Origin of the sequence: Pseudomonas rossensis (assembly GCF_039888995.1) — a bacterium.
Classification (GTDB): domain Bacteria; phylum Pseudomonadota; class Gammaproteobacteria; order Pseudomonadales; family Pseudomonadaceae; genus Aquipseudomonas; species Aquipseudomonas rossensis.
Genome location: NZ_JBBWCB010000100.1, coordinates 1 through 21,265 on the forward strand (window position 1 = coordinate 1; position 21,265 = coordinate 21,265).

17 protein-coding genes and 1 pseudogene are annotated in these 21,265 nt (G+C 58.7%); 15 read left to right on the plus strand and 3 right to left on the minus strand.

The features are described 5' to 3' along the window. The coding region (locus tag WLY71_RS22200; protein WP_347805245.1) for an ArsB/NhaD family transporter at window positions 1-514 on the plus strand (514 nt) is incomplete at its 5' end. Window positions 515-629: 115 nt separating this feature from the next. Here WLY71_RS22200 and WLY71_RS22205 read toward each other — a convergent pair. Then, a complete protein-coding gene (locus WLY71_RS22205; protein ID WP_347805246.1) occupies window positions 630-1,580 on the minus strand; it encodes a DUF1853 family protein in 951 nt (316 codons plus the stop codon). Between the two features lie 107 nt (window positions 1,581-1,687). Between WLY71_RS22205 and WLY71_RS22210 the strand changes: the two genes are divergently transcribed. From WLY71_RS22210 to WLY71_RS22250, 9 genes are all read left to right on the plus strand, one after another. Further along, complete coding sequence (locus tag WLY71_RS22210; RefSeq protein WP_007906781.1) at window positions 1,688-2,578, plus strand: NAD(+) kinase; 891 nt, start codon at window positions 1,688-1,690, stop codon at window positions 2,576-2,578. Then, window positions 2,575-3,549 carry a metallophosphoesterase gene (locus WLY71_RS22215; RefSeq protein WP_403145944.1) on the plus strand — a complete coding sequence of 325 codons (975 nt, stop codon included), beginning with the start codon at window positions 2,575-2,577 and terminating at the stop codon, window positions 3,547-3,549. The genes WLY71_RS22210 and WLY71_RS22215 overlap by 4 nt, the downstream gene beginning before the upstream one ends. Next, the gene (locus tag WLY71_RS22220; protein ID WP_347805247.1) at window positions 3,546-4,421 is read left to right on the plus strand and encodes a rhomboid family intramembrane serine protease; all 876 of its coding nucleotides are present in this window, start codon (window positions 3,546-3,548) and stop codon (window positions 4,419-4,421) included. The genes WLY71_RS22215 and WLY71_RS22220 overlap by 4 nt, the downstream gene beginning before the upstream one ends. Window positions 4,422-4,450: 29 nt before the next feature. Next, the gene (locus WLY71_RS22225) at window positions 4,451-4,711 is read left to right on the plus strand and encodes a YeaC family protein (RefSeq protein WP_008152127.1); all 261 of its coding nucleotides are present in this window, start codon (window positions 4,451-4,453) and stop codon (window positions 4,709-4,711) included. Further along, entirely contained in the window at window positions 4,708-5,538 is an 831-nt protein-coding gene (locus WLY71_RS22230; RefSeq protein ID WP_347805248.1) for a DUF2797 domain-containing protein, read from the plus strand. Before WLY71_RS22225 ends, WLY71_RS22230 begins: the two co-directional genes overlap by 4 nt. Before the next feature lie 11 nt (window positions 5,539-5,549). Further along, the gene (gene pepN, locus WLY71_RS22235; RefSeq protein ID WP_347805249.1) at window positions 5,550-8,207 is read left to right on the plus strand and encodes an aminopeptidase N; all 2,658 of its coding nucleotides are present in this window, start codon (window positions 5,550-5,552) and stop codon (window positions 8,205-8,207) included. A gap of 179 nt (window positions 8,208-8,386) precedes the next feature. Beyond that, complete coding sequence (locus tag WLY71_RS22240; RefSeq protein WP_347805250.1) at window positions 8,387-9,847, plus strand: hypothetical protein; 1,461 nt, start codon at window positions 8,387-8,389, stop codon at window positions 9,845-9,847. Between the two features lie 266 nt (window positions 9,848-10,113). Beyond that, the gene (locus WLY71_RS22245; protein ID WP_347805251.1) at window positions 10,114-11,187 is read left to right on the plus strand and encodes a WD40/YVTN/BNR-like repeat-containing protein; all 1,074 of its coding nucleotides are present in this window, start codon (window positions 10,114-10,116) and stop codon (window positions 11,185-11,187) included. 28 nt (window positions 11,188-11,215) lie between these two features. Then, window positions 11,216-13,600, plus strand: a complete 2,385-nt coding sequence (locus tag WLY71_RS22250; protein WP_347805252.1) for an efflux RND transporter permease subunit — start codon at window positions 11,216-11,218, stop codon at window positions 13,598-13,600. 168 nt (window positions 13,601-13,768) lie between these two features. On the opposite strand, the gene WLY71_RS22255 is transcribed toward WLY71_RS22250, so the two are convergent. Beyond that, on the minus strand, window positions 13,769-14,488 hold the full coding sequence (locus WLY71_RS22255) for a FadR/GntR family transcriptional regulator (protein WP_282483389.1): 720 nt from the start codon (window positions 14,486-14,488) through the stop codon (window positions 13,769-13,771). 178 nt (window positions 14,489-14,666) lie between these two features. Further along, window positions 14,667-16,403 carry an IlvD/Edd family dehydratase gene (locus WLY71_RS22260; protein ID WP_347805253.1) on the minus strand — a complete coding sequence of 579 codons (1,737 nt, stop codon included), beginning with the start codon at window positions 16,401-16,403 and terminating at the stop codon, window positions 14,667-14,669. 190 nt (window positions 16,404-16,593) lie between these two features. On the opposite strand from WLY71_RS22260, the gene WLY71_RS22265 reads away from it, so the two are divergent. The 5 genes and pseudogenes from WLY71_RS22265 to WLY71_RS22285 form a co-directional block, all read left to right on the plus strand. Next, window positions 16,594-17,916, plus strand: coding sequence for an MFS transporter (locus WLY71_RS22265; RefSeq protein ID WP_347805254.1), 1,323 nt, complete (start codon window positions 16,594-16,596; stop codon window positions 17,914-17,916). A gap of 148 nt (window positions 17,917-18,064) precedes the next feature. After that, the gene (araD1, locus tag WLY71_RS22270) at window positions 18,065-19,057 is read left to right on the plus strand and encodes an AraD1 family protein (RefSeq protein WP_347805255.1); all 993 of its coding nucleotides are present in this window, start codon (window positions 18,065-18,067) and stop codon (window positions 19,055-19,057) included. A 10-nt stretch (window positions 19,058-19,067) separates the two neighbouring features. After that, complete coding sequence (locus WLY71_RS22275) at window positions 19,068-20,648, plus strand: aldehyde dehydrogenase (NADP(+)) (protein WP_347805256.1); 1,581 nt, start codon at window positions 19,068-19,070, stop codon at window positions 20,646-20,648. Between the two features lie 177 nt (window positions 20,649-20,825). Further along, window positions 20,826-21,122, plus strand: coding sequence for a DUF5629 family protein (locus WLY71_RS22280; RefSeq protein ID WP_347805257.1), 297 nt, complete (start codon window positions 20,826-20,828; stop codon window positions 21,120-21,122). Then, a pseudogene (locus WLY71_RS22285) lies at window positions 21,115-21,265 on the plus strand (3-carboxymuconate cyclase); the annotation flags it as partial. The gene WLY71_RS22280 and the pseudogene WLY71_RS22285, both read left to right, overlap by 8 nt.

Consider the following 21,265-nt stretch of genomic DNA (forward strand, 5'->3'; position numbering starts at 1 on the left):
GTTGCTGCTGGCCATTGCCGCCCGTGGTCAAAAGATTTTCACCCGCAAAGTCATCAAAGAAGCGCCCTGGCATATCGTGATTTTCTCGCTGGGCATGTACCTGGTGGTGTATGGCCTGCGCAACGCGGGGCTCACGGGGTATCTGACCGGATGGCTGGATGGTTTTGCCGGTTACGGCGTGTGGGGCGCGGCCATGGGCACGGGCGTGCTGACGGCGCTGCTGTCGTCGATGATGAACAATCTGCCGACGGTGCTGATCGGTTTGCTATCAATCGATACCAGCCAGGCGACCGGGGTGGTGAAGGAGGCGATGATCTACGCCAACGTCATCGGCAGCGACCTGGGGCCGAAGATTACGCCGATCGGCAGCCTGGCGACGTTGCTGTGGTTGCATGTACTGGAGCGCAAGAGCATTCGGATCGGCTGGGGATATTACTTCAAGGTCGGGATTGTGCTGACGGTGCCGGTATTGTTGGTGACGTTGGCGGCTTTGGCGGTGCGGTTGTCCATTTAGACCGGGGTTGGTGCTGCCCGTGTAGGAGCTGCCGAAGGCTGCGATCTTTTGAATTTAAAGATCAAAAGATCGCAGCCTTCGGCAGCTCCTACACGAGACAACGGCCAGTGCGAAGTTAGCCATTACCCGACACATTCGGCCAAAGGTCTGCCACCAGAAACAGCCGCTCGGCTTCTTCCCAATCGCCTTGGGCGTTTTCTGTGAGTCGCACCAGCAACTGCGCCGGGGCCAGTGGCTCCAGATCACTAAGCCAGGCATTCAGCTGTTCAGTGCTCCAGGTCTGCTCCACCGGATAGTGTGCCGGTGCCAGCCAGGCATGGCGGGGCAGGGGTTGCCAGCGACCGAATGGGCGTTTCACGACAAACTCTGCCCAGTCCTTCTGGTGCAGCCAGCTACCGCGTAAATGCTGGGGATGTGCGCCATTCGGTGGCTCGGCCGGTCCCGGCCACGGATACAGCAAATAACCGCCCAGCCACAAATGCGCGCTGAACTGCTGGATATCCAGCGCCGCCAATACTTCGCGGCTTTCCGGGCGCGCCGAAATCGGCAATTGATGCTGAGTCAGATGGGCCAGTTTGCGGTCCAGCCGATCGTGGCAGCCGGGGCCGAGCCACTGCGCCGTGTCGTGTCCGTCGCCATTTTGCGGGCCAAGGTAAAGTTTGATCGCCAGTTCCAGATGATGCACGCCGTCACGATCGCGCAGCAGCATGTCCAGCTCGCCCAGCGTGTGGCCTTCGCGGCGGATCGGCATGTTGGCGGCAATCAGGTCGATACCCGGTGCGTGCTGCACGGCGTATTGCCAGAGGCGTTCGTAGTACAAGCCCAGTCGCCGGGTTCGGGCCTGCGCCAGCCAGTGCAGCAAGTCATAACTGTCGTGATCGAGTTGCCGCAGCCACCGTTCCAGCCGCTCCGGTGCTTGTACCCAGTCACTGCCGGTCAGCGGATGACGCTGCGGCCACGTCGTGACGCCAAGCATCGGCGGCGCGAGGATGACCCAAGCCAGGTCGCGCACTTCCGGGTGGCGCAACTGGTGGGGTAACTGCAGCAAATCGGGAAATAGGATCATCTTGCGAGCATAGCCTCAATCGTGAGTACACCGTTGTGGCTGAAAGGATTTTGTCTATCCCGCGCTTTCGCCCATAATCGTGTTTTTCGCCGCCGCGCAGGAACCTCATGGAGCAATTTCGTAATATCGGCATCATCGGTCGCCTGGGCAGTTCTCAGGTGCTGGATACCGTTCGCCGACTGAAACGGTTTCTGCTCGATCGTCACCTGCACGTGATCCTCGAAGACACCATCGCCGAAGTGCTGCCGGGTCATGGCCTGCAAACCTCGTCGCGCAAGATGCTCGGCGAAGTGTGTGACATGGTGATTGTGGTCGGTGGTGACGGCAGCCTGTTGGGCGCCGCGCGGGCATTGGCCCGGCACAATATTCCGGTGCTCGGCATCAACCGTGGCAGCCTGGGCTTCCTGACCGATATTCGCCCCGATGAGCTGGAAGTCAAAGTCGCCGAAGTGCTCGACGGCCACTATCTGGTCGAGAACCGCTTCCTGCTGCAAGCCGAAGTTCGTCGTCACGCCGAGGCCATTGGTCAGGGCGACGCGCTGAACGACGTGGTGCTGCACCCCGGCAAGTCGACGCGGATGATCGAGTTCGAACTGTATATCGACGGCCAGTTCGTCTGCAGCCAGAAGGCCGATGGCCTGATCGTCGCCACGCCCACCGGTTCGACGGCCTACGCGCTGTCGGCGGGCGGGCCGATCATGCATCCCAAGCTCGACGCTATTGTGATTGTGCCGATGTACCCCCATACCTTGTCGGGCAGGCCGATTGTGGTCGATGGCAACAGTGAGCTGAAAATCGTCGTGTCCAAAGATATGCAGATTTACCCGCAAGTCTCCTGTGACGGGCAGAACCATTTTACCTGCGCGCCGGGTGACACCATCACCATCAGCAAGAAAGCCCAGAAGCTGCGGCTGATTCACCCGCTCGACCACAACTACTATGAAGTCTGCCGGACCAAACTCGGCTGGGGCAGCAAGTTGGGTGGTGGAGGCGACTGATGCTCGATCCCGCGCGTAGCTACGACCTGATCGGTGACGTGCACGGTTGCGCTCTGACCCTTGAGCACTTGCTCGACCGGCTCGGTTACCAAAAACACGGTGGCGTCTGGCGGCATCCGTCGCGCATGGCGGTGTTCGTCGGCGACATCATCGACCGCGGCCCGCGGATTCGTGAAGCGCTGCACATCGTTCACGACATGGTCGAAGCGGGTCAGGCGTTGTGCATCATGGGTAACCATGAGTTCAACGCCCTCGGCTGGAGCACGCCGGCGCCTCCGGGCAGCGGCAAGCAGTTCGTGCGCGAACACACCCCGCGCCATGCCCGTTTGCTGAACGAAACCCTGACCCAATTCGAAGACCATCCGGCTGACTGGCATGACTTCCTGCAATGGTTCTATGAGATGCCATTGTTCGTCGATGCCGGGCGTTTCCGCGTGGTGCACGCCTGCTGGGACGCGGGCCTGATCGAACCATTGCGCGCGCTATTCCCCAACGGTTGCGTCGATGAACATTTCCTCCAGGCCTCGGCCGTACCGGGCAGTTTCGCCTGCACCGTGTTTGACCGCCTGCTGCGCGGCACTGACATGCGCTTGCCTCATGGGTTGACCATGACCAGTGGCGATGGCCTGACGCGTTCGTTCTTCCGCACCAAGTTCTGGGAAGACGACCCGCAAACCTACGGAGACATCGTGTTCCAGCCCGACGCCTTGCCCGAACCCGTGGCCCGGACACCGCTGTCGTCCACTGAAAAAAACACCTTGCTGCGCTATGGCGTCGACGAGCCATTGTTGTTCGTGGGCCATTACTGGCGCAGCGGCAAACCGGTGCCGATCCGGCCGAACCTGGCCTGTCTGGATTACAGCGCGGTGCTTTACGGCAAACTGGTCGCCTACCGTCTGGACCAGGAAACCCGCCTCGACCCGCATAAATTTGTCTGGGTCGATGTCGAGCGGCCGGAGGTGCTGCGATGAGTGCCGTTGCCGTTTTACGTCTGCCTCTGGCAGTGGACTTGAGCGGGTTCGTCAAACTGTTGCAGCGCATGCAGGTGCCGCATCGGGTCAGCGAAGAGGCGGGCGAGCAGGTGCTGTGGGTGCCGGCCAACATCAGCGAAGACGTGCGCTCGTTGTACGAACGCTTCCCGGCCGGTGATCCCGATCAACAGCTGGACATTCCGGTGGCGCAAACCATCAAGCGTCCCAGTTTCGTCGAGCAACTGCGCCACGCCAAGGCGACAGCGTTCGTGTTGCTGCTGAGCCTGCTTGTCGGCGCAGTGACGCTGCTGGGCGAAAACCTCGACACGATGCGCTGGCTCACCTTCCTCGATTTCCGCATTGTCGGCGAGTACATCCACTTCGTGCCCTTGGCCGACAGCCTGGCGGCGGGGCAATGGTGGCGTCTGGTGACACCGATGCTGATCCACTTCGGCATCCTGCACCTGGCCATGAACGGCATGTGGTATTGGGAGTTGGGGCGGCGCATCGAGTCGCGCCAGGGCAGTATCAACCTGATCGGCCTGACGTTGCTGTTCGGCCTGGTCTCGAACTACGCCCAGTTTGTTTTCAGTGGTCCGACGCTGTTTGGCGGCTTGTCCGGCGTGCTGTACGGCCTGCTGGGGCATTGCTGGATCTTTCAGCTGTTGTCGCCAAACCCGGCTTATCGCCTGCCGCGCGGCGTGCTGGTGATGATGCTGGTGTGGCTATTGTTGTGCCTGTCCGGGCTGGTCTCGATGATCGGCTTCGGTGAAATTGCCAATGCGGCCCACGTCGGCGGGTTGCTCGTCGGATGCTTGACTGGTTTGTTGGGTGGTTTGTACAACCGCCGTAAACTGGCCGCCATAAATTAGTTATGTGAATAAAGAGCGCGGAGCCCTTGATGTCCTCTTTTAACGAAATGATCAACAACATCACCCCCGATATCTATCAGAGCCTGAAACTGGCGGTGGAAATCGGTAAATGGTCCGACGGTGGCAAACTCACCGCCGAACAACGCGAACTGTCGCTGCAAGCGATGATCGCCTGGGAAATCCAGAACCTGCCCGAAGACCAGCGCACCGGTTACATGGGCGTGCAGGAGTGCGGCTCCAAGTCGATCGAAGTGCCGAATATCCTGTTCAAATCGGATGCCGTCCATTGATCGAGATTGGCTGCGGTGCAATCAGCAAAATGTCGGCGCGCCTTGACGGGCCGAACGTGCAGTACGCGTTTCGTCTGGACGACGTCGAGGTGCCGGTCAATCCTTTGATCGGGACCACGGTGCGCCTGGAATACCTGGGGGCGATTCATTGCTCCCATTGCGGACGCAAGACCAAAACCAGTTTCAGTCAGGGTTACTGCTACCCGTGCATGACCAAACTGGCCCAATGCGATATCTGCATCATGAGCCCGGAGCGTTGCCACTATGACGCTGGCACCTGCCGTGAGCCGGAGTGGGGCGAGAAGTTCTGCATGACGGATCACATTGTGTATCTGTCCAACTCTTCGGGGGTGAAGGTCGGGATTACCCGCGCCACTCAGCTGCCGACCCGTTGGATCGATCAGGGAGCCCGTCAGGCCTTGCCAATCATGCGTGTCTCGACCCGTCAGCAGTCGGGCTTCGTCGAAGATCTGTTCCGCAGTCAGGTGGCGGACAAGACCAACTGGCGTGCTTTACTCAAGGGCGATGCGGTGTCGGTCGACCTGGCGCAGGTTCGTGATCAGCTGTTCGACAGTTGCGCCGAAGGATTGCAAAGTTTGCAGGAACGATTCGGCCTACAGGCGATCCAGACCATTGCCGATGTAGAAACGCTCGAAATCCGCTATCCGGTCGAGCAATACCCGGCCAAGATCGTCAGCTTCAACCTGGACAAGAATCCGATCGCCGAAGGCACGCTGTTGGGAATCAAGGGCCAGTACCTGATTTTCGACACCGGCGTAATCAATATTCGTAAATACACGGCCTACCAGCTCGCCGTGCATCAGTAAAGGACTCCAGCATGCGCACCGAACAACCGAAGATGATCTACCTGAAGGACTATCAGGCGCCCGAGTACCTGATCGACGAGACGCACCTGACCTTCGAGTTGTTCGAGGACCACAGCCTGGTCCATGCGCAACTGGTGATGCGCCGCAATCCTGAGCGTGGCCCGGGCCTGCCGCCGCTGGTGCTGGATGGCCAGCAGCTGGAATTGCTGTCGGTGACCCTGGCTGACCGCGAGTTGGCGGAATCGGACTACCAACTCACCGAGAATCACCTGACCCTGCACCCGACCAGCACCACCTTCACGGTCGACACCAGCGTCAAGATCCACCCGGAAACCAACACCGCGCTGGAAGGCCTGTACAAATCCGGCACGATGTTCTGCACCCAGTGCGAGGCCGAAGGCTTTCGCAAGATCACCTATTACCTCGACCGGCCGGACGTGATGAGCACGTTCACCACCACGGTGGTTGCCGAGCAGCACAGCTATCCAGTGTTGCTGTCCAACGGCAACCCGATTGCCAGCGGTCCGGGCGAAGACGGCCGGCACTGGGCGACCTGGGAAGATCCGTTCAAGAAACCTGCCTACCTGTTCGCGCTGGTGGCCGGTGATTTGTGGTGCGTAGAAGACACCTTCACCACCATGACTGATCGCGCTGTGGCGCTGCGCATTTATGTCGAACCGGAAAACATCGACAAGTGCCAGCACGCCATGAACAGCCTGAAGAAGTCGATGCGCTGGGATGAAGAGGTCTACGGTCGCGAGTACGACCTGGACATCTTCATGATCGTCGCGGTCAACGACTTCAACATGGGCGCCATGGAGAACAAGGGCCTCAACATCTTCAACTCGAGCGCCGTGCTGGCCCGCGCCGAAACCGCGACCGACGCCGCGCACCAGCGGGTCGAGGCGATTGTTGCCCACGAGTACTTCCACAACTGGTCGGGCAACCGCGTGACCTGCCGCGACTGGTTTCAGTTGTCGCTGAAGGAAGGCTTTACCGTGTTCCGCGATTCGGGCTTCTCTGCCGACATGAACTCGGCCACGGTCAAGCGCATCCAGGACGTGGCGTACCTGCGCACCCACCAGTTCGCCGAAGATGCTGGTCCCATGGCTCACGCCGTGCGCCCGGACAGCTTCATCGAGATTTCCAACTTCTACACCCTGACCGTGTACGAAAAGGGTTCGGAAGTGGTCGGCATGATCCACACCCTGCTCGGCGCCGAAGGTTTCCGTAAAGGCAGCGACCTGTACTTCGAACGCCATGACGGCCAGGCCGTGACCTGCGACGACTTCATCAAGTCCATGGAAGACGCCAACGGTGTCGACCTGACCCAGTTCAAGCGCTGGTACAGCCAGGCCGGTACACCGCGTTTGGCGGTCAGCGAGTCCTACGACGCGGCGGCGAAAACCTACAGCCTGACGTTCCGTCAAAGCTGCCCGGCAACCCCGGACAAGGTTGAGAAGTTGCCGTTCGTGATCCCGGTCGAATTGGGCCTGCTGGACTCCAAAGGCGCGGCCATTGCGTTGCGTCTTTTCGGTGAAGCCAGCGCTCAGGGCACCTCACGGGTTGTTTCGGTGACCGAAGCCGAGCAGACGTTCACCTTCATCGACATCGCGGAACAGCCATTGCCTTCGTTGCTGCGTGGCTTCTCGGCGCCGGTGAAACTGAGCTTCCCGTACAACCGCGATCAGCTGATGTTCCTGATGCAGCACGACAGCGACGGTTTCAACCGCTGGGATGCGGGTCAGCAACTGTCGGTTCAGGTGCTGCAAGAGCTGATTGCTCAGCAGCAAAAGGGCGAGAAACTGGTGCTGGATCAGCGTCTGATTTCTGCCTTGCGCACCGTGCTGTCTGACGAGACGCTGGATCAGGCGATGGTCGCGGAAATGCTTTCGCTGCCGGGCGAGGCGTATCTGACCGAGATCAGCGAAGTAGCTGACGTTGACGCCATTCACATCGCTCGCGAGTTTGCTCGTAAACAATTGGCGGAAGGTTTGTTCGAAGCGTTGTGGCTGCGTTATCAGGCCAATCGCGATCTGTCGAAGAAAACCCCGTATGTGGCTGAGGCCGAGCACTTCGCTCGTCGCGCGTTGCAGAACATTGCGCTGTCGTACCTGATGCTCAGCGGTAAAGCGGAAGTATTGGCGGCGACGCTTGAGCAGTTCGAGACCAGCGACAACATGACCGAGCGCCTGACGGCGTTGGCGGTGTTGGTGAATTCGCCGTTCGAAGAAGATAAGGCCACGGCATTGGCGAGTTTTGCCGAGCACTTCAAGGATAATCCGCTGGTCATGGATCAGTGGTTCAGCGTCCAGGCCGGCAGCGTGTTGCCCGGTGGTTTGGAGCGGGTCAAGGCGTTGATGCAGCATCCGGCGTTCAATATCAAGAACCCGAACAAGGTGCGGGCACTGGTGGGGGCGTTTGCCGGGCAGAACCTGATTAATTTCCATGCGGCCGATGGTTCGGGTTATCGGTTCCTGGCGGATCTGGTGATCGAGCTGAACGGGTTCAACCCGCAGATCGCTTCTCGGCAGTTGGCGCCGCTGACTCGCTGGCGCAAGTATGACGACGCGCGTCAGGCGTTGATGAAAGGTGAGCTGGAGCGGATTCGTGCTTCGGGTCAGTTGTCGAGTGATGTGTTTGAAGTGGTCAGTAAAAGTCTGGCCTGATCCTTTTACCTCCGTCACAAGTCAGTCTTGTGGCGGAGGTTTTGTTAGCCGTTATCAGGGATGTTCTCGCCTGAACGAAAATTTAATGTTGTCAGTCCGCTGTGATTGATACTGCTCATGAAGTAATTGCATGAGAGTGGCTCTCTATCGAAAGAGTCGATTGTAGTTATGGAGAACTGATGGATAGGTTTTTGTATAGATTCAGGTCAACTTCCCGTTTACTTGGTTCTGCTGATTCAGATGGGATTCATCAGCCCGGAGAGCTTGAGAAGCTTGAGATATATTTTGCACCCCCTGAACAATTGAATGACCCTCTTGAGGGTTATCGTGAAGTTTTCTTTGCGGGTAATCAGGTGGTTTGGAAAAACCTTTTTAAGCATTATTTGTTGTTGTTAGCGTTGAAAAGTTGGGAGCTGTTTCATCAGGGTGAGGATGAAGAGTCATTCAGTCTTTCAAATATGCGTGCCCGCATGCATATGCGGTCCGCCGACATTGCCGATACCCCTGATTGTCTCGAATGCTTTAATGAAATGAGCGAAAAGCTGTTTTGTAATAAGGTGATTCTGGATTACATTCATGCATTATCCAAAGGCGAGAGGCGTTGCTACAAGTCGGAGCTGATTCACCATTTTGCCAGATTGCACCCGATATTTTTATCAGTGGTGATGGAAGTCAATCAGAATACCTGGATTGATGGTTTTCCAACTCGAGTAACTCCATTAGATATTGCAGCTCAGCAAACGATGTACGCGAAGGAGCTTTTACGCATTGCTTCGGAGGATAATGCCGACAAACGCCTCGAATACTATAGAGATGCTTGCCTGGATAAGTCGCATCTAGATATTTCACTAGGAAATACCTCGGCGCTGAAAGGAAAACATTTGGCGTTTGTTTTATTGTTGAGAGAATTTTCTTACGCATTCTGCGATGGGCTTGATGAGCTGATGTACCCTAGGTGGTATGTCGCATGTTTTATGGGTGAATGTAGTGATTCATCGATTTGGGGTACGTACGGTGATAATCACAAAGCTATTTGCCTAAAATTTAAGGCTGATAGTAACAAGGGTGTTGCCACCCTGAATTTAAAAGTGCCAAAAGAAGTTCCTGCTCCGAATACGGTGTACGAATTCAAAAAAATGCCGTTTCAAGAGGTATTTTATAATCGAGAGTTTTCAGAGGTGGACTTTTTTCGAACAATGGGAAATACCTCGCCTGAAGCGCTTATATGGGATTGGCACACTGATGGTAACGGTTCTTTTAGCAGTTCGTATGAGTGGTTGTTTTCAGAGGATCAGCAAGCGTGGGCAAAGCACTGGGAAAGGCTCAGCTTGACGCTGACATCAAAATTACATCATTGGGGCGCTGAGAAAGAATTTCGTATTATTTTAAAGTCGAATATGGATTTAACCAATCCAGCGAAAAGAAAATTGCGTTATAAGTTTAAAAGTCTTGATGGTTTGATTTTCGGTATCAGTACCTCTGTTGCCGATAAAATCGAAGCTATTAGTGTGATTAAGACTCTGTGCGATAAACATAAGAGAAAGAACTTTAATTTCTATCAAGCGTATTTCGACCCTGCCTCAAAAAGCATACATTACGGCTTGGTCACCGTTGCGGGGTTTCCTCGTAAGTCAGGTTGAGTTTCCGAAAGGGTTCTCCGGGCGCTTCTTTCATCATCCCTGCGAATACCCCCTCATCACCCACACCCTTTGTCCCCCCCAGTTAACAAAACATAACGTGGCGTCGATTGTCAGACCTTTCCAAACCCCGATAGGATAAGCCAGCTTCCGAAGGGGCTCTAGATTGCGTATTTCAGGACTATGCTCCAGAAAAGGCAATCGCAAAGAGCACCCTTATGGCGCCCAGAAAGGTTGAACGACCTAACAATAATAATGGGGGAAGGTCTATGAGTGAGCCTGTCATGGGTGTGGGTATCTGCCGCCCGCCGGCACTACGCAAATTCGCGTTGCTGGCTACAGCGCTCTCGCTGTTGGGCTGTGCCGTGCTGTCGGCACCTGTGCTGGCCGCTGCGGCGCCAGCATCCGACATTGTCTATTCCGTTGAATCTGCCAAAGCCAGCAAGAGCCTGATGCTCGACGTCGTGCACGCCGGCAAGCGTCTGGTGGCGGTCGGGGATCGCGGGCACATTTTGTACTCCGATGACCAGGGCGCGACCTGGACCCAAGCCAAGGTGCCGACCCGACAACTCCTGACCTCGGTGTTTTTCGTCGACGACAAACACGGCTGGGCTGTTGGCCATGACGCGCAAATCCTCGCGAGCGAGGACGGCGGCGTCACCTGGACCAAGCAATTCGAAGATCTGAAACGCGAATCGCCGCTGCTCGACGTCTGGTTCCAGGACGTCAACAGCGGCTTTGCCGTGGGCGCTTATGGTGCGCTGCTGTCAACCACCGACGGCGGCAAAAACTGGGAAGACGCCAGCGATCGCCTCGACAACGAAGACCAGTACCACCTCAACGCCATCGCCGCGGTCAAGGATTCCGGTCTGTTTATCGTCGGCGAGCAGGGCAGCATGTTCCGCTCCGCCGACGGGGGTCAGACCTGGGAGAAGCTTGAAGGTCCCTATGAGGGCTCACTGTTTGGCGTGATCGGCACCGCTCAAGCCAATACGCTGCTGGCCTACGGGCTGCGGGGCAATCTGTTTCGCTCCACCGATTTCGGCACGACCTGGGAGCCGGTTGAGCTCAAGGCCGCTCGCGGTGCGCTGGAGTTCGGTCTGTCCGGCGCGACGCTGCTCGACGACGGTTCCATCGTGATCGTCGGCAACGGTGGCTCGGTGATCCGCAGCAACGACAACGGCGAAACCTTCAGCATATTCAACCGTCCGGATCGCATTTCCGTTTCGGCGGTCACGGCAGCTGGCAACGGCAATCTGATTCTGGCAGGACAGGGCGGCGTTCGCGTCACCTCGCCAACCGGAGCCGGTGCAGAAAATGGAAAAAACGGGTCGTCCAAATGAGCCGGGCAAATAATAAGAAGGCGGGTCTATGACATCCTTGAGCAGTCATCATCAAGACAAGGCGACGTTTCTCGAACGCCTGATTTTCAACAACCGCCCGGCAGTGATCACCATCTGCCTGCTGGTGAGTATTTTCCTGTTCTGGCAGGCGACCCTTATCCGGCCGTCCACCAGTTTCGAAAAAATGATCCCGCTCGAACATCCGTTCATTCAAAAGATGATGGAGCACCGCAACGATCTGGCGAACCTGGGTAACACGGTGCGCATCTCGGTGGAAGCCACTGATGGCGACATCTTCTCCAAGGAGTACATGGAGACTCTGCGTCAGATCAACGATGAGGTGTTCTACATCTCCGGTGTTGACCGTTCCGGCCTCAAGTCGCTGTGGAGCCCGAGCGTACGCTGGACCGAAGTGACAGAGGAGGGCTTCGCCGGTGGTGAAGTGATTCCGCAGAGCTACAACGGTTCCCAGCAAAGTCTCGACCTGTTGCGCAACAACGTGCTCAAGTCCGGTCAGGTCGGGCGTCTGGTGGCCAACGACTTCAAGTCGAGCATTGTCGATATCCCGCTGCTGGAGTCTTACCCGGACCCGCAGGACCAAGGCAAGCTGCTGGCGCTGGACTATCGCAAGTTCTCTCATGAACTCGAAGACAAGATCCGCGACAAGTTCGAAGCCCAGAACCCCAACGTACAGATCCACATCGTCGGTTTCGCCAAGAAGGTCGGCGACCTGATCGATGGGCTGGTCATGGTGGTGATGTTCTTCGGCGTTGCCTTCATCATCACGTTGATCCTGCTCTACTGGTTCACCAACTGCATGCGCAGCACCGTGGCGGTGTTGAGCACCACGTTGGTGGCGGTGGTCTGGCAGCTCGGTTTGATGCACTTCTTCGGATTCGGGCTCGATCCCTACTCGATGCTGGTGCCGTTCCTGATCTTCGCCATTGGTATTTCCCACGGTGTGCAGAAGATCAACGGTATTGCCTTGCAGTCCAGCGAGGCAGACAACGCCTTGACTGCGGCGCGGCGCACGTTCCGTCAGCTGTTCCTGCCGGGGATGATTGCGATCCTCGCCGATGCGGTCGGTTTCATAACGCTGCTGATCATCGATATCGGCGTGATTCGTGAACTGGCCATCGGCGCGTCTATCGGCGTGGCGGTCATCGTGTTCACCAACCTGATCCTGCTGCCAGTGGCAATTTCCTACGTCGGCATCAGCAAACGTGCCGTGGAACGCAGCAAGAAAGACGCGCACCGCGAACACCCGTTCTGGCGTCTGCTGTCGAATTTTGCCAGCCCGAAAGTTGCACCGGTGTCCATCGCGCTGGCCTTGCTGGCCTTCGGCGGCGGCCTCTGGTACAGCCAGAACCTGAAAATCGGTGACCTGGATCAGGGCGCTCCGGAACTGCGTCCGGACTCGCGCTACAACAAGGACAACAACTTCATCATCAGCAATTACTCCACCAGTTCCGACGTGTTGGTAGTGATGGTCAAGACCAAGTCCGAAGGCTGCTCGCGCTACGAAGCCATGGCGCCGATCGACGAGCTGATGTGGAAGATGCAGAACACCGAGGGCGTGCAGTCGGCGATCTCGTTGGTGACGGTGTCCAAGCAGATGATCAAGGGCATGAACGAAGGCAACCTGAAATGGGAAACCCTGTCGCGTAACCCGGACGTGCTGAACAACTCGATCGCTCGGGCTGATGGCCTGTACAACAACAGTTGCTCCCTGGCGCCGGTGCTGGTGTTCCTCAACGATCACAAGGCCGCCACTCTGGATCGCGCCGTGCATGCGGTACAAGACTTCGCCAAGGAGAACAACAAGGAAGGCCTGGAATTCATCCTCGCCGCCGGTAACGCCGGGATCGAGGCCGCCACCAACGAGGTGATCAAGGAATCCGAGCTGACCATCCTGATCCTGGTGTACATCTGCGTGGCGACCATGTGCATGATCACCTTCCGCTCCTGGGCAGCGACGTTGTGCATCGTGCTGCCGCTGGTCCTGACCTCGGTACTCGGTAACGCCCTCATGGCCTTCATGGGCATTGGCGTGAAAGTCGCGACCCTGCCGGTTGTGGCGCTCGGGGTGGGGATTGGCGTGGATTACGGCATCTACATCTACAGCCGTCTGGAAAGCTTCCTGCGTGCCGGTCTGCCGTTGCAAGAGGCGTACTACCAGACGCTGAAGTCCACCGGTAAAGCCGTGCTGTTCACCGGCCTGTGCCTGGCGATCGGCGTGTGCACCTGGATCTTCTCGGCCATCAAGTTCCAGGCCGATATGGGCCTGATGCTGACTTTCATGCTGCTGTGGAACATGTTTGGCGCACTGTGGCTGCTGCCAGCGCTGGCGCGGTTCCTGATCAAGCCGGAGAAACTGGCGGGGCAGAAGGGCAATTCGTTGTTCGCTCACTGATCGATCGCTGAAACAAAAAAGCCGCAACCCAGGTTGCGGCTTTTTTATTCGAAGATCAAAAGATCGCAGCCTTCGGCAGCTCCTACAGGTAACGCGTGCAACGTTGAATTGCGGGTGTACTCGGGCAACGTAGGAGCTGGCGAAGCCTGCGATCTTTTGACTTTGCTTTTATGACAAATCGGTACCCAGCACCGCATTCAGCGCACTACGCGCATCATCCAGCTGAACCAACGTCGCATGCCGCGCACCCAGCGCATCACGATTCTCGATAGCCGTCAGAATCGCCTTGTGCCGGGGCAACGCCAGTTCATGCAGGTTCGGCCGCTGGTTGGAGTGTTTCAAGGCTTCGGCAATCGCCACCGACAGCATGTTGCACAGGTTGGCCAGCAAGTCGTTATGGGTCGCATCGGCAATCCGGCTATGGAAATCCAGGTCCGGTTGCAAGAGCGCTTCGGGGGTCGGTGCCGCTTCCATACGTTGGTAAGCTTCACCGATGGAGGCGATGTCATCGTCCGTGGCGAACTGCGCAGCGAGGGCGGCCGCAGCGGGTTCGATGATGCTGCGCACGCTGGTCAGCAAATCGAAGAATTCATTTTGCGGGCTGCTTTGCATCAGCCAATGCAGCACATCGGGATCGAGCATGTGCCATTCCTTGCGCTGCTTGACCACCGTGCCCACTCGCGGACGGGAATACACCAGGCCCTTGGCGACCAAAACCCGGGTGGCTTCGCGCAGGACTGGACGGCTGACCGCGTACTCCTCGCACAACAGGGCTTCGGCGGGCAGTTTGTCACACGGCTTGAAGCGTCCGGAAACGATCTGCATGCCCAGTTCCTGGACGATGCGCGAATGCATGCTTTTGCGGTCGGAGGGTTTGCGGTAATCCATGGGGAACGGCGCGATCCTGGGCGATGGGGTGCCGCGCATGATAACAGGCGCGAGCGGCGGGCGATCCAGCCCTTGAAAAGATCGCAGGCTGCGCCAGCTCCACTCCGACCGAGTACGCCGAAAATTCCCCGTCGTACCGGACCCCGTAGGAGCTGCCGAAGGCTGCGATCTTTTGCTTTTAATGGGAGTGGCGCGGTACTTCAGAGCCACGGCAGCCGACCAGGAAATCGAAATCGCAACCCTGATCCGCCTGCAGCACATGGTCGATGTACAGCTGACGATAACCGCCCACGATCAGTTGCTGCGGCGGTTGCAGATCGGCCATGCGCGCCGCCAGTTCGGCGTCGGGAATGTCCAGGTGCAGACGACCGTTGGCGCAGTCGAGTTCGATCCAGTCACCTTCCTTCACCGTCGCCAAAGGTCCGCCAGCGGCCGCTTCCGGGGCCACGTGCAGAACGACAGTGCCGTATGCCGTGCCGCTCATGCGCGCATCGGAAATACGCACCATGTCCGTCACACCCTGGGCCAGCAACTTGGCCGGCAAGCCCATGTTGCCAACTTCGGCCATTCCCGGATAACCCTTCGGACCGCAGTTCTTCATCACCAGAATCGAGTTGGCATCCACATCCAGCTCCGGATCGTTGATCCGCGCCTTATACATGTCGAAGTTCTCGAACACCACCGCACGCCCGCGATGTTGCATCAGTTCGGCGCTGGCGGCTGAAGGCTTGAGCACCGCACCCAGTGGTGCGAGGTTGCCGCGCAACACACAGATGCCGCCGTCGGAGCGGATTGGGTTGTCGAGGGTGCGGATCACTTCATCCTGACCGTAGATCGGTGCGTCTTTGGTGTTCTCGCCGAGGGTCTTGCCGTTGACGGTCAGGGCATTCGGATTCGGAATCAGGTTGGCTTCACCCAGACGACGCAGCACCGCTGGCAGGCCACCGGCGTAATAGAACTCTTCCATCAGGAAACGCCCGGACGGTTGCAGGTCGACGATGGTCGGCATGCCGCGACCGATGCGGGTCCAGTCATCCAGGTCCAGCTCGACACCGATACGGCCGGCAATGGCTTTCAAATGGATCACGGCGTTGGTCGAACCACCGATGGCAGCGTTCACGCGAATGGCGTTTTCGAAGGCTTCTTTGGTGAGGATTTTCGACAGCTTCAAATCTTCGCGAACCATCTCCACCGCGCGCATGCCGGACATGTGCGCCAGTACATAACGGCGCGCATCGACGGCAGGAATCGCCGCGTTGTGGGGCAGGGAAGTGCCCAGTGCTTCAGCCATGCAGGCCATGGTCGACGCGGTGCCCATGGTGTTGCACGTGCCGGCCGAGCGGGACATGCCGCCCTCGGCCGCAAGGAAATCGTCAATGGTGATGGTGCCGGCTTTCACTTGTTCGCTGAGCTGCCAGACCACGGTGCCCGAGCCGATGTCCTGGCCTTTGTGCTTGCCGTTGAGCATCGGCCCGCCGGTGACGACAATGGCCGGCACGTCACAACTGGCCGCGCCCATCAACAACGCCGGGGTGGTTTTGTCGCAGCCGGTCAGCAGCACAACACCGTCAATAGGGTTGCCGCGAATCGCTTCTTCGACGTCCATGCTCGCCAGGTTGCGAGTGAGCATGGCGGTCGGACGCAGGTTCGACTCGCCGTTGGAGAACACCGGGAATTCCACGGGAAAGCCCCCAGCCTCGATCACCCCACGTTTGACGTGCTCCGCAATCTGGCGGAAATGCGCGTTGCACGGGGTCAGTTCCGACCAGGTGTTGCAGATGCCGATGATCGGCTTGCCGTGGAACTGGTGGTCGGCGATGCCCTGATTCTTCATCCAGCTGCGGTACATGAAGCCGTTCTTGTCAGCAGTGCCAAACCATTGGGCGGAGCGCAGGGTGGGTTTCTTATCAGACATGATCGGGTCTCTTGTTGTATGACTATATTGTTCGAGCTGAGGGGTAACATAGGCGTAAATTCGGTAGTTTGGAAGAGTTGTTGCGTAAATAGTATTACTATATAGTCCGTTTCAACGGAGGGATTGCCCTGGCGGTTTTCCGCGAGAGGCGTCCCCCGAGGTTCTATAACAACAATCGGAGACCGATCTCATGAACCAGGAATTGCGGCTTATTCGTCGCATCACGCTGAAACTGATTCCCTTCCTGATCCTGCTGTACCTGATCGCCTATGTGGATCGCTCCGCCGTAGGCTTCGCCAAGTTGCACATGGGCGCCGACCTCGGCATCGGTGACGCCGCTTACGGGCTGGGTGCCGGGCTGTTTTTCATTGGCTATTTCCTGCTGGAAATCCCTAGCAACCTGATGCTCGAACGCTTTGGCGCGCGGCGCTGGTTCGCGCGGATCATGGTCACCTGGGGCGCCATCACCATCGGTATGGCCTTCGTCCAGGGGTCGCACAGCTTCTATGTGATGCGCTTTCTGCTCGGCGCGGCGGAAGCCGGGTTCTTTCCCGGCGTTCTCTACTACATCACCCAGTGGTTCCCTGTGCGCCATCGCGGCAAGATCCTCGGGTTATTCATCCTTTCCCAACCCATCGCCATGTTGATCACCGGCCCGGTGTCCGGTGGTCTGCTCGGCATGGACGGCATTCTTGGCCTGCATGGCTGGCAGTGGCTGTTCATCGTCATCGGCGCCCCGGCGATCCTGTTGACCTGGCCAGTGCTGCGTTGGCTGCCGGACGGTCCGAAACAGGTGAAGTGGATGGACCAGGCCGAAAAGGACTGGCTGACCGGCGAACTGAAAAAGGATCTTGAGGAGTACGGCCAGACCCGCCACGGCAATCCGTTGCACGCCCTCAAGGACAAACGTGTCTTGCTGCTGGCGCTGTTCTATCTGCCGGTGACCCTGAGCATTTATGGCCTGGGCTTGTGGCTGCCGACCCTGATCAAGCAGTTCGGTGGCACGGATCTGGTGACCGGTTTCGTGTCGTCGGTGCCATACATCTTCGGGATCATCGGGTTGCTGATCATTCCGCGCAGTTCCGACCGTTTGAATGATCGCTACGGCCACTTAGCGGTGCTTTACGTGTTGGGTGCCATCGGCCTGTTCCTCAGCGCCTGGCTGACGGTGCCGGTGCTGCAACTGGCGGCGTTGTGTCTGGTGGCCTTCGCGCTGTTTTCCTGCACCGCGGTGTTCTGGACCTTGCCGGGCCGCTTCTTTGCCGGCGCCAGTGCCGCGGCCGGGATCGCCTTGATCAACTCGGTGGGCAACCTCGGCGGCTACATCGGTCCGTTCGTGATCGGCGCACTGAAGGAATACACCGGCAACCTGGCTTCGGGTCTGTACTTCTTGTCCGGCGTGATGGTGTTCGGGCTGATTTTGACTGGTGTGGTCTATCGCCTGTTGGAACGCAAGCACGTACTGCCGGCCGACCAGTTCGCTGCCAGCGCCCGTAGTGCGACCCGCACCTGACACATCACACAGATCCCTTGTGGGAGCGAGCCTGCTCGCGAAGGCGGAGAGTCAGCCAACAGAGATGTTGGATGGGATGGCCTCTTCGCGAGCAGGCTCGCTCCCACAGGGTGCAATGCCGACTTCAAGATTGTTACAGGAGAAAATCATGCGTTTAGTTCAGTTCGAATTGGGTAACGGTGAGCGCCGGGTGGGCGTGGTCGAAGACGGTCTGGTGCGCGAAGTGCAGGGCGCGCGCACCGTTCGCGACCTGGCGTTGGCCGCGATCGAGGCCGGCGTCAATCTTGAGCAGCAGGTAAAAACCCTGGGCCTGGGCATCAGCCATGACTATGCAGAACTGTTGGCCACGTTGCGCATCCTGCCACCGCTGGATCACCCGGACCCGGCGCACATGCTGGTCAGCGGTACGGGCCTGACCCATTTGGGCAGTGCGTCGGCCCGGGACAAGATGCATCAGCAAGTCGGCGACGAAGCGGCGATGACCGACACCATGCGCATCTTCAAATGGGGCGTGGAGGGCGGCAAACCGGTAGCGGGGCAGGCCGGCGTACAACCGGAATGGTTCTACAAGGGCGACGGCAGCATCGTCGTGCGTCCGGGCCAACCGTTTCCGCTGCCACCGTTTGCCGAAGACGCGGGGGAGGAGCCGGAACTCAGCGGGCTCTACGTCATCGGCCTAGACGGCAAACCGTATCGACTCGGTTTTGCCGTGGGCAACGAGTTCTCCGATCACGTAATGGAACGCAAGAATTACCTCTACCTGGCCCATTCCAAACTGCGCAGCTGCAGTTATGGCCCGGAACTTCGGGTCGGTGAACTGCCGGAGCATCTGGCAGGCACCAGCCGCATCGTGCGTAACGGTGAAGTGCTGTGGCAGAACGAGTTTCTCAGTGGCGAGGCCAACATGTGCCACAGCCTGGAAAACCTCGAGTACCACCATTTCAAGTACAGCCAGTTCCTGCGCCCGGGCGATGTGCACATTCACTTCTTCGGCACCGCGACCCTGTCCTTTGCCGACGGCATTCGCACCCAGCCGGGTGACGTGTTCGAGATCAGTCAGGCCGAGTTCGGTGCACCGTTGATCAACGGGATTGCACCGGTTGAAGCGGCGTTCGAGCCCGGCACCGTCGGCACTCTTTAAGGAGATAGGCATGACCCGAATTCTTGGTCACAACTACATCGGCGGTCAGCGCAGTGCGGCCGGCCCGCTCAAACTAAAGAGCGCCGACGCCAGCACGGGCGAGGCTTTGCCCCACGATTTCTTCCAGGCGACCCCGGAAGAAGTCGATGCCGCCGCCAAGGCAGCCGCCGCGGCTTATCCGACGTATCGGAGCTTGAGCGCCGAACGTCGGGCGCAATTTCTCGATGCGATAGCCGATGAACTGGACGCGCTAGGCGATGACTTTGTTGCGCTGGTCTGCCGCGAAACCGCGCTGCCCGCCGCACGCATTCAAGGCGAGCGCGGTCGCACCTGCGGCCAGATGCGTTTGTTCGCCAAGGTGCTGCGTCGCGGTGATTTCTACGGCGCGCGGATCGATCAGGCGTTGCCTGAGCGCCAACCGTTGCCGCGTCAGGACCTGCGTCAGTACCGCATCGGCCTCGGGCCGGTCGCCGTGTTTGGCGCCAGTAACTTTCCGTTGGCGTTCTCTACGGCTGGCGGCGACACCGCGTCGGCGTTGGCCGCCGGTTGCCCGGTGGTGTTCAAGGCTCACAGTGGTCACATGGCAACTGCCGAACTGGTAGCGGACGCGATCATCCGCGCCGCAGAAAAAACCGGGATGCCGGCCGGTGTATTCAACATGATCTACGGCGGCGGTGTCGGCGAAGCGCTGGTCAAGCATCCGGCAATTCGGGCGGTTGGCTTTACCGGCTCGCTCAAGGGCGGCCGTGCGTTGTGTGACTTGGCCGCCGCACGTGCGCAGCCGATTCCGGTGTTTGCCGAGATGTCGAGCATCAACCCGGTGATCGTGTTGCCGCAGGCGCTGCAAACTCGCGCCGAATCGGTCGCCCGTGACCTGACCGCTTCGGTGGTTCAGGGCTGTGGTCAGTTCTGCACCAATCCCGGTTTGGTGATCGGTATTCGTTCGCCGCAGTTCAGCGCGTTTGTGCAACAGGTGGCGGGCCTGATCGGCGATGAGCCGGCGCAAACGATGCTCAATGCCGGGACCCTGAGCAGCTATGGCCAAGGCCTGCAAAAACTCCTCGCTCATCCGGGCATCCAGCACCTGGCCGGCCAGGCACAGCAGGGCAATCAGGCTCAGCCGCAACTGTTCAAGGCCAATGTCAGCCTGTTGATCAATGGCGATGAAGTGCTGCAGGAAGAGGTGTTCGGCCCGACCACGGTGTTCGTCGAAGTCGCCGATCAGACGCAACTCAGTACTGCATTGAACGGCCTGCACGGGCAGTTGACCGCAACGATCATTGGCGAGCCGGCGGACTTCGAGCAGTTCGCTGAGCTGACGCCGTTGCTGGAACAAAAGGTCGGACGGATCCTGCTCAACGGCTATCCGACCGGCGTGGAAGTCTGCGATTCGATGGTCCACGGCGGTCCGTATCCGGCAACTTCCGATGCGCGCGGCACGTCGGTGGGCACCTTGGCCATCGACCGCTTCCTGCGCCCGGTGTGCTTCCAGAACTACCCCGACAGCCTGCTGCCGGATGCCTTGAAGAATGGCAATCCGTTGCGTATTCAGCGGTTGGTGGACGGGCAGCCGTCCCGCGAAGCGATCTAACGGCGAGCACAATCCCCTGTGGGAGCGAGCCTGCTCCGGGCGGCGTTCCGACGATGAGTCCCTGTCAATCACATCAATGTTGAATGACACACCGCCATCGCGAGTAAGCTCGCTCCCACATTGGACTGAAGCGTAATGAGCTATCATTGCGTCTTTCCCATTCAAAGATTGACTGCCATGACCGCCCCAACCGACACCTTGCTCGCCACCCTCGAACACTGCGATATGGTGGAAATCGACGGGCTTCACGCCTTCGAATTCTCCCTCGATGAAGACGATAACCTGCACATCGAATGCTTAGACGGTCGTGTGTCCAAGCACTGGGAGTTCACCCCGGCCGAGGTCGAGGCCGCGACCTTCGATCCAGACCTGCAAAGCTGGCTGATCACCGGTGATTCTGGCGAGCACCGGTTGGTGTGCATGACCGCGTTCCGCGGTGATGACGACGAGGAAGAAGCGAATGAGGATGCGTAAGCTCTGGCCACTGTTGATGGCCGGCAGCGTCGGCGCGATGGGTTTTCAGGTTGCGTCGGCCGACGACTATCAGTTGCTGGTCGGTTCCTACACAGCCGGTCAGAGCCAGGGGATTTATCGCCTGAACTTCGACGTCACCACCG

Coding starts and splice junctions, on each gene's coding strand:
- WLY71_RS22205 (WP_347805246.1), bottom strand. CDS start 1,580: ATGATCCTATTTCCCGATTTGCTGCAGTTACCCCACCAGTTGCGCCAC.
- WLY71_RS22210 (WP_007906781.1), top strand. CDS start 1,688: ATGGAGCAATTTCGTAATATCGGCATCATCGGTCGCCTGGGCAGTTCT.
- WLY71_RS22220 (WP_347805247.1), top strand. CDS start 3,546: ATGAGTGCCGTTGCCGTTTTACGTCTGCCTCTGGCAGTGGACTTGAGC.
- WLY71_RS22225 (WP_008152127.1), top strand. CDS start 4,451: ATGTCCTCTTTTAACGAAATGATCAACAACATCACCCCCGATATCTAT.
- pepN (WP_347805249.1), top strand. CDS start 5,550: ATGCGCACCGAACAACCGAAGATGATCTACCTGAAGGACTATCAGGCG.
- WLY71_RS22240 (WP_347805250.1), top strand. CDS start 8,387: ATGGATAGGTTTTTGTATAGATTCAGGTCAACTTCCCGTTTACTTGGT.
- WLY71_RS22245 (WP_347805251.1), top strand. CDS start 10,114: ATGAGTGAGCCTGTCATGGGTGTGGGTATCTGCCGCCCGCCGGCACTA.
- WLY71_RS22250 (WP_347805252.1), top strand. CDS start 11,216: ATGACATCCTTGAGCAGTCATCATCAAGACAAGGCGACGTTTCTCGAA.
- WLY71_RS22255 (WP_282483389.1), bottom strand. CDS start 14,488: ATGGATTACCGCAAACCCTCCGACCGCAAAAGCATGCATTCGCGCATC.
- WLY71_RS22260 (WP_347805253.1), bottom strand. CDS start 16,403: ATGTCTGATAAGAAACCCACCCTGCGCTCCGCCCAATGGTTTGGCACT.
- WLY71_RS22265 (WP_347805254.1), top strand. CDS start 16,594: ATGAACCAGGAATTGCGGCTTATTCGTCGCATCACGCTGAAACTGATT.
- araD1 (WP_347805255.1), top strand. CDS start 18,065: ATGCGTTTAGTTCAGTTCGAATTGGGTAACGGTGAGCGCCGGGTGGGC.
- WLY71_RS22275 (WP_347805256.1), top strand. CDS start 19,068: ATGACCCGAATTCTTGGTCACAACTACATCGGCGGTCAGCGCAGTGCG.
- WLY71_RS22280 (WP_347805257.1), top strand. CDS start 20,826: ATGACCGCCCCAACCGACACCTTGCTCGCCACCCTCGAACACTGCGAT.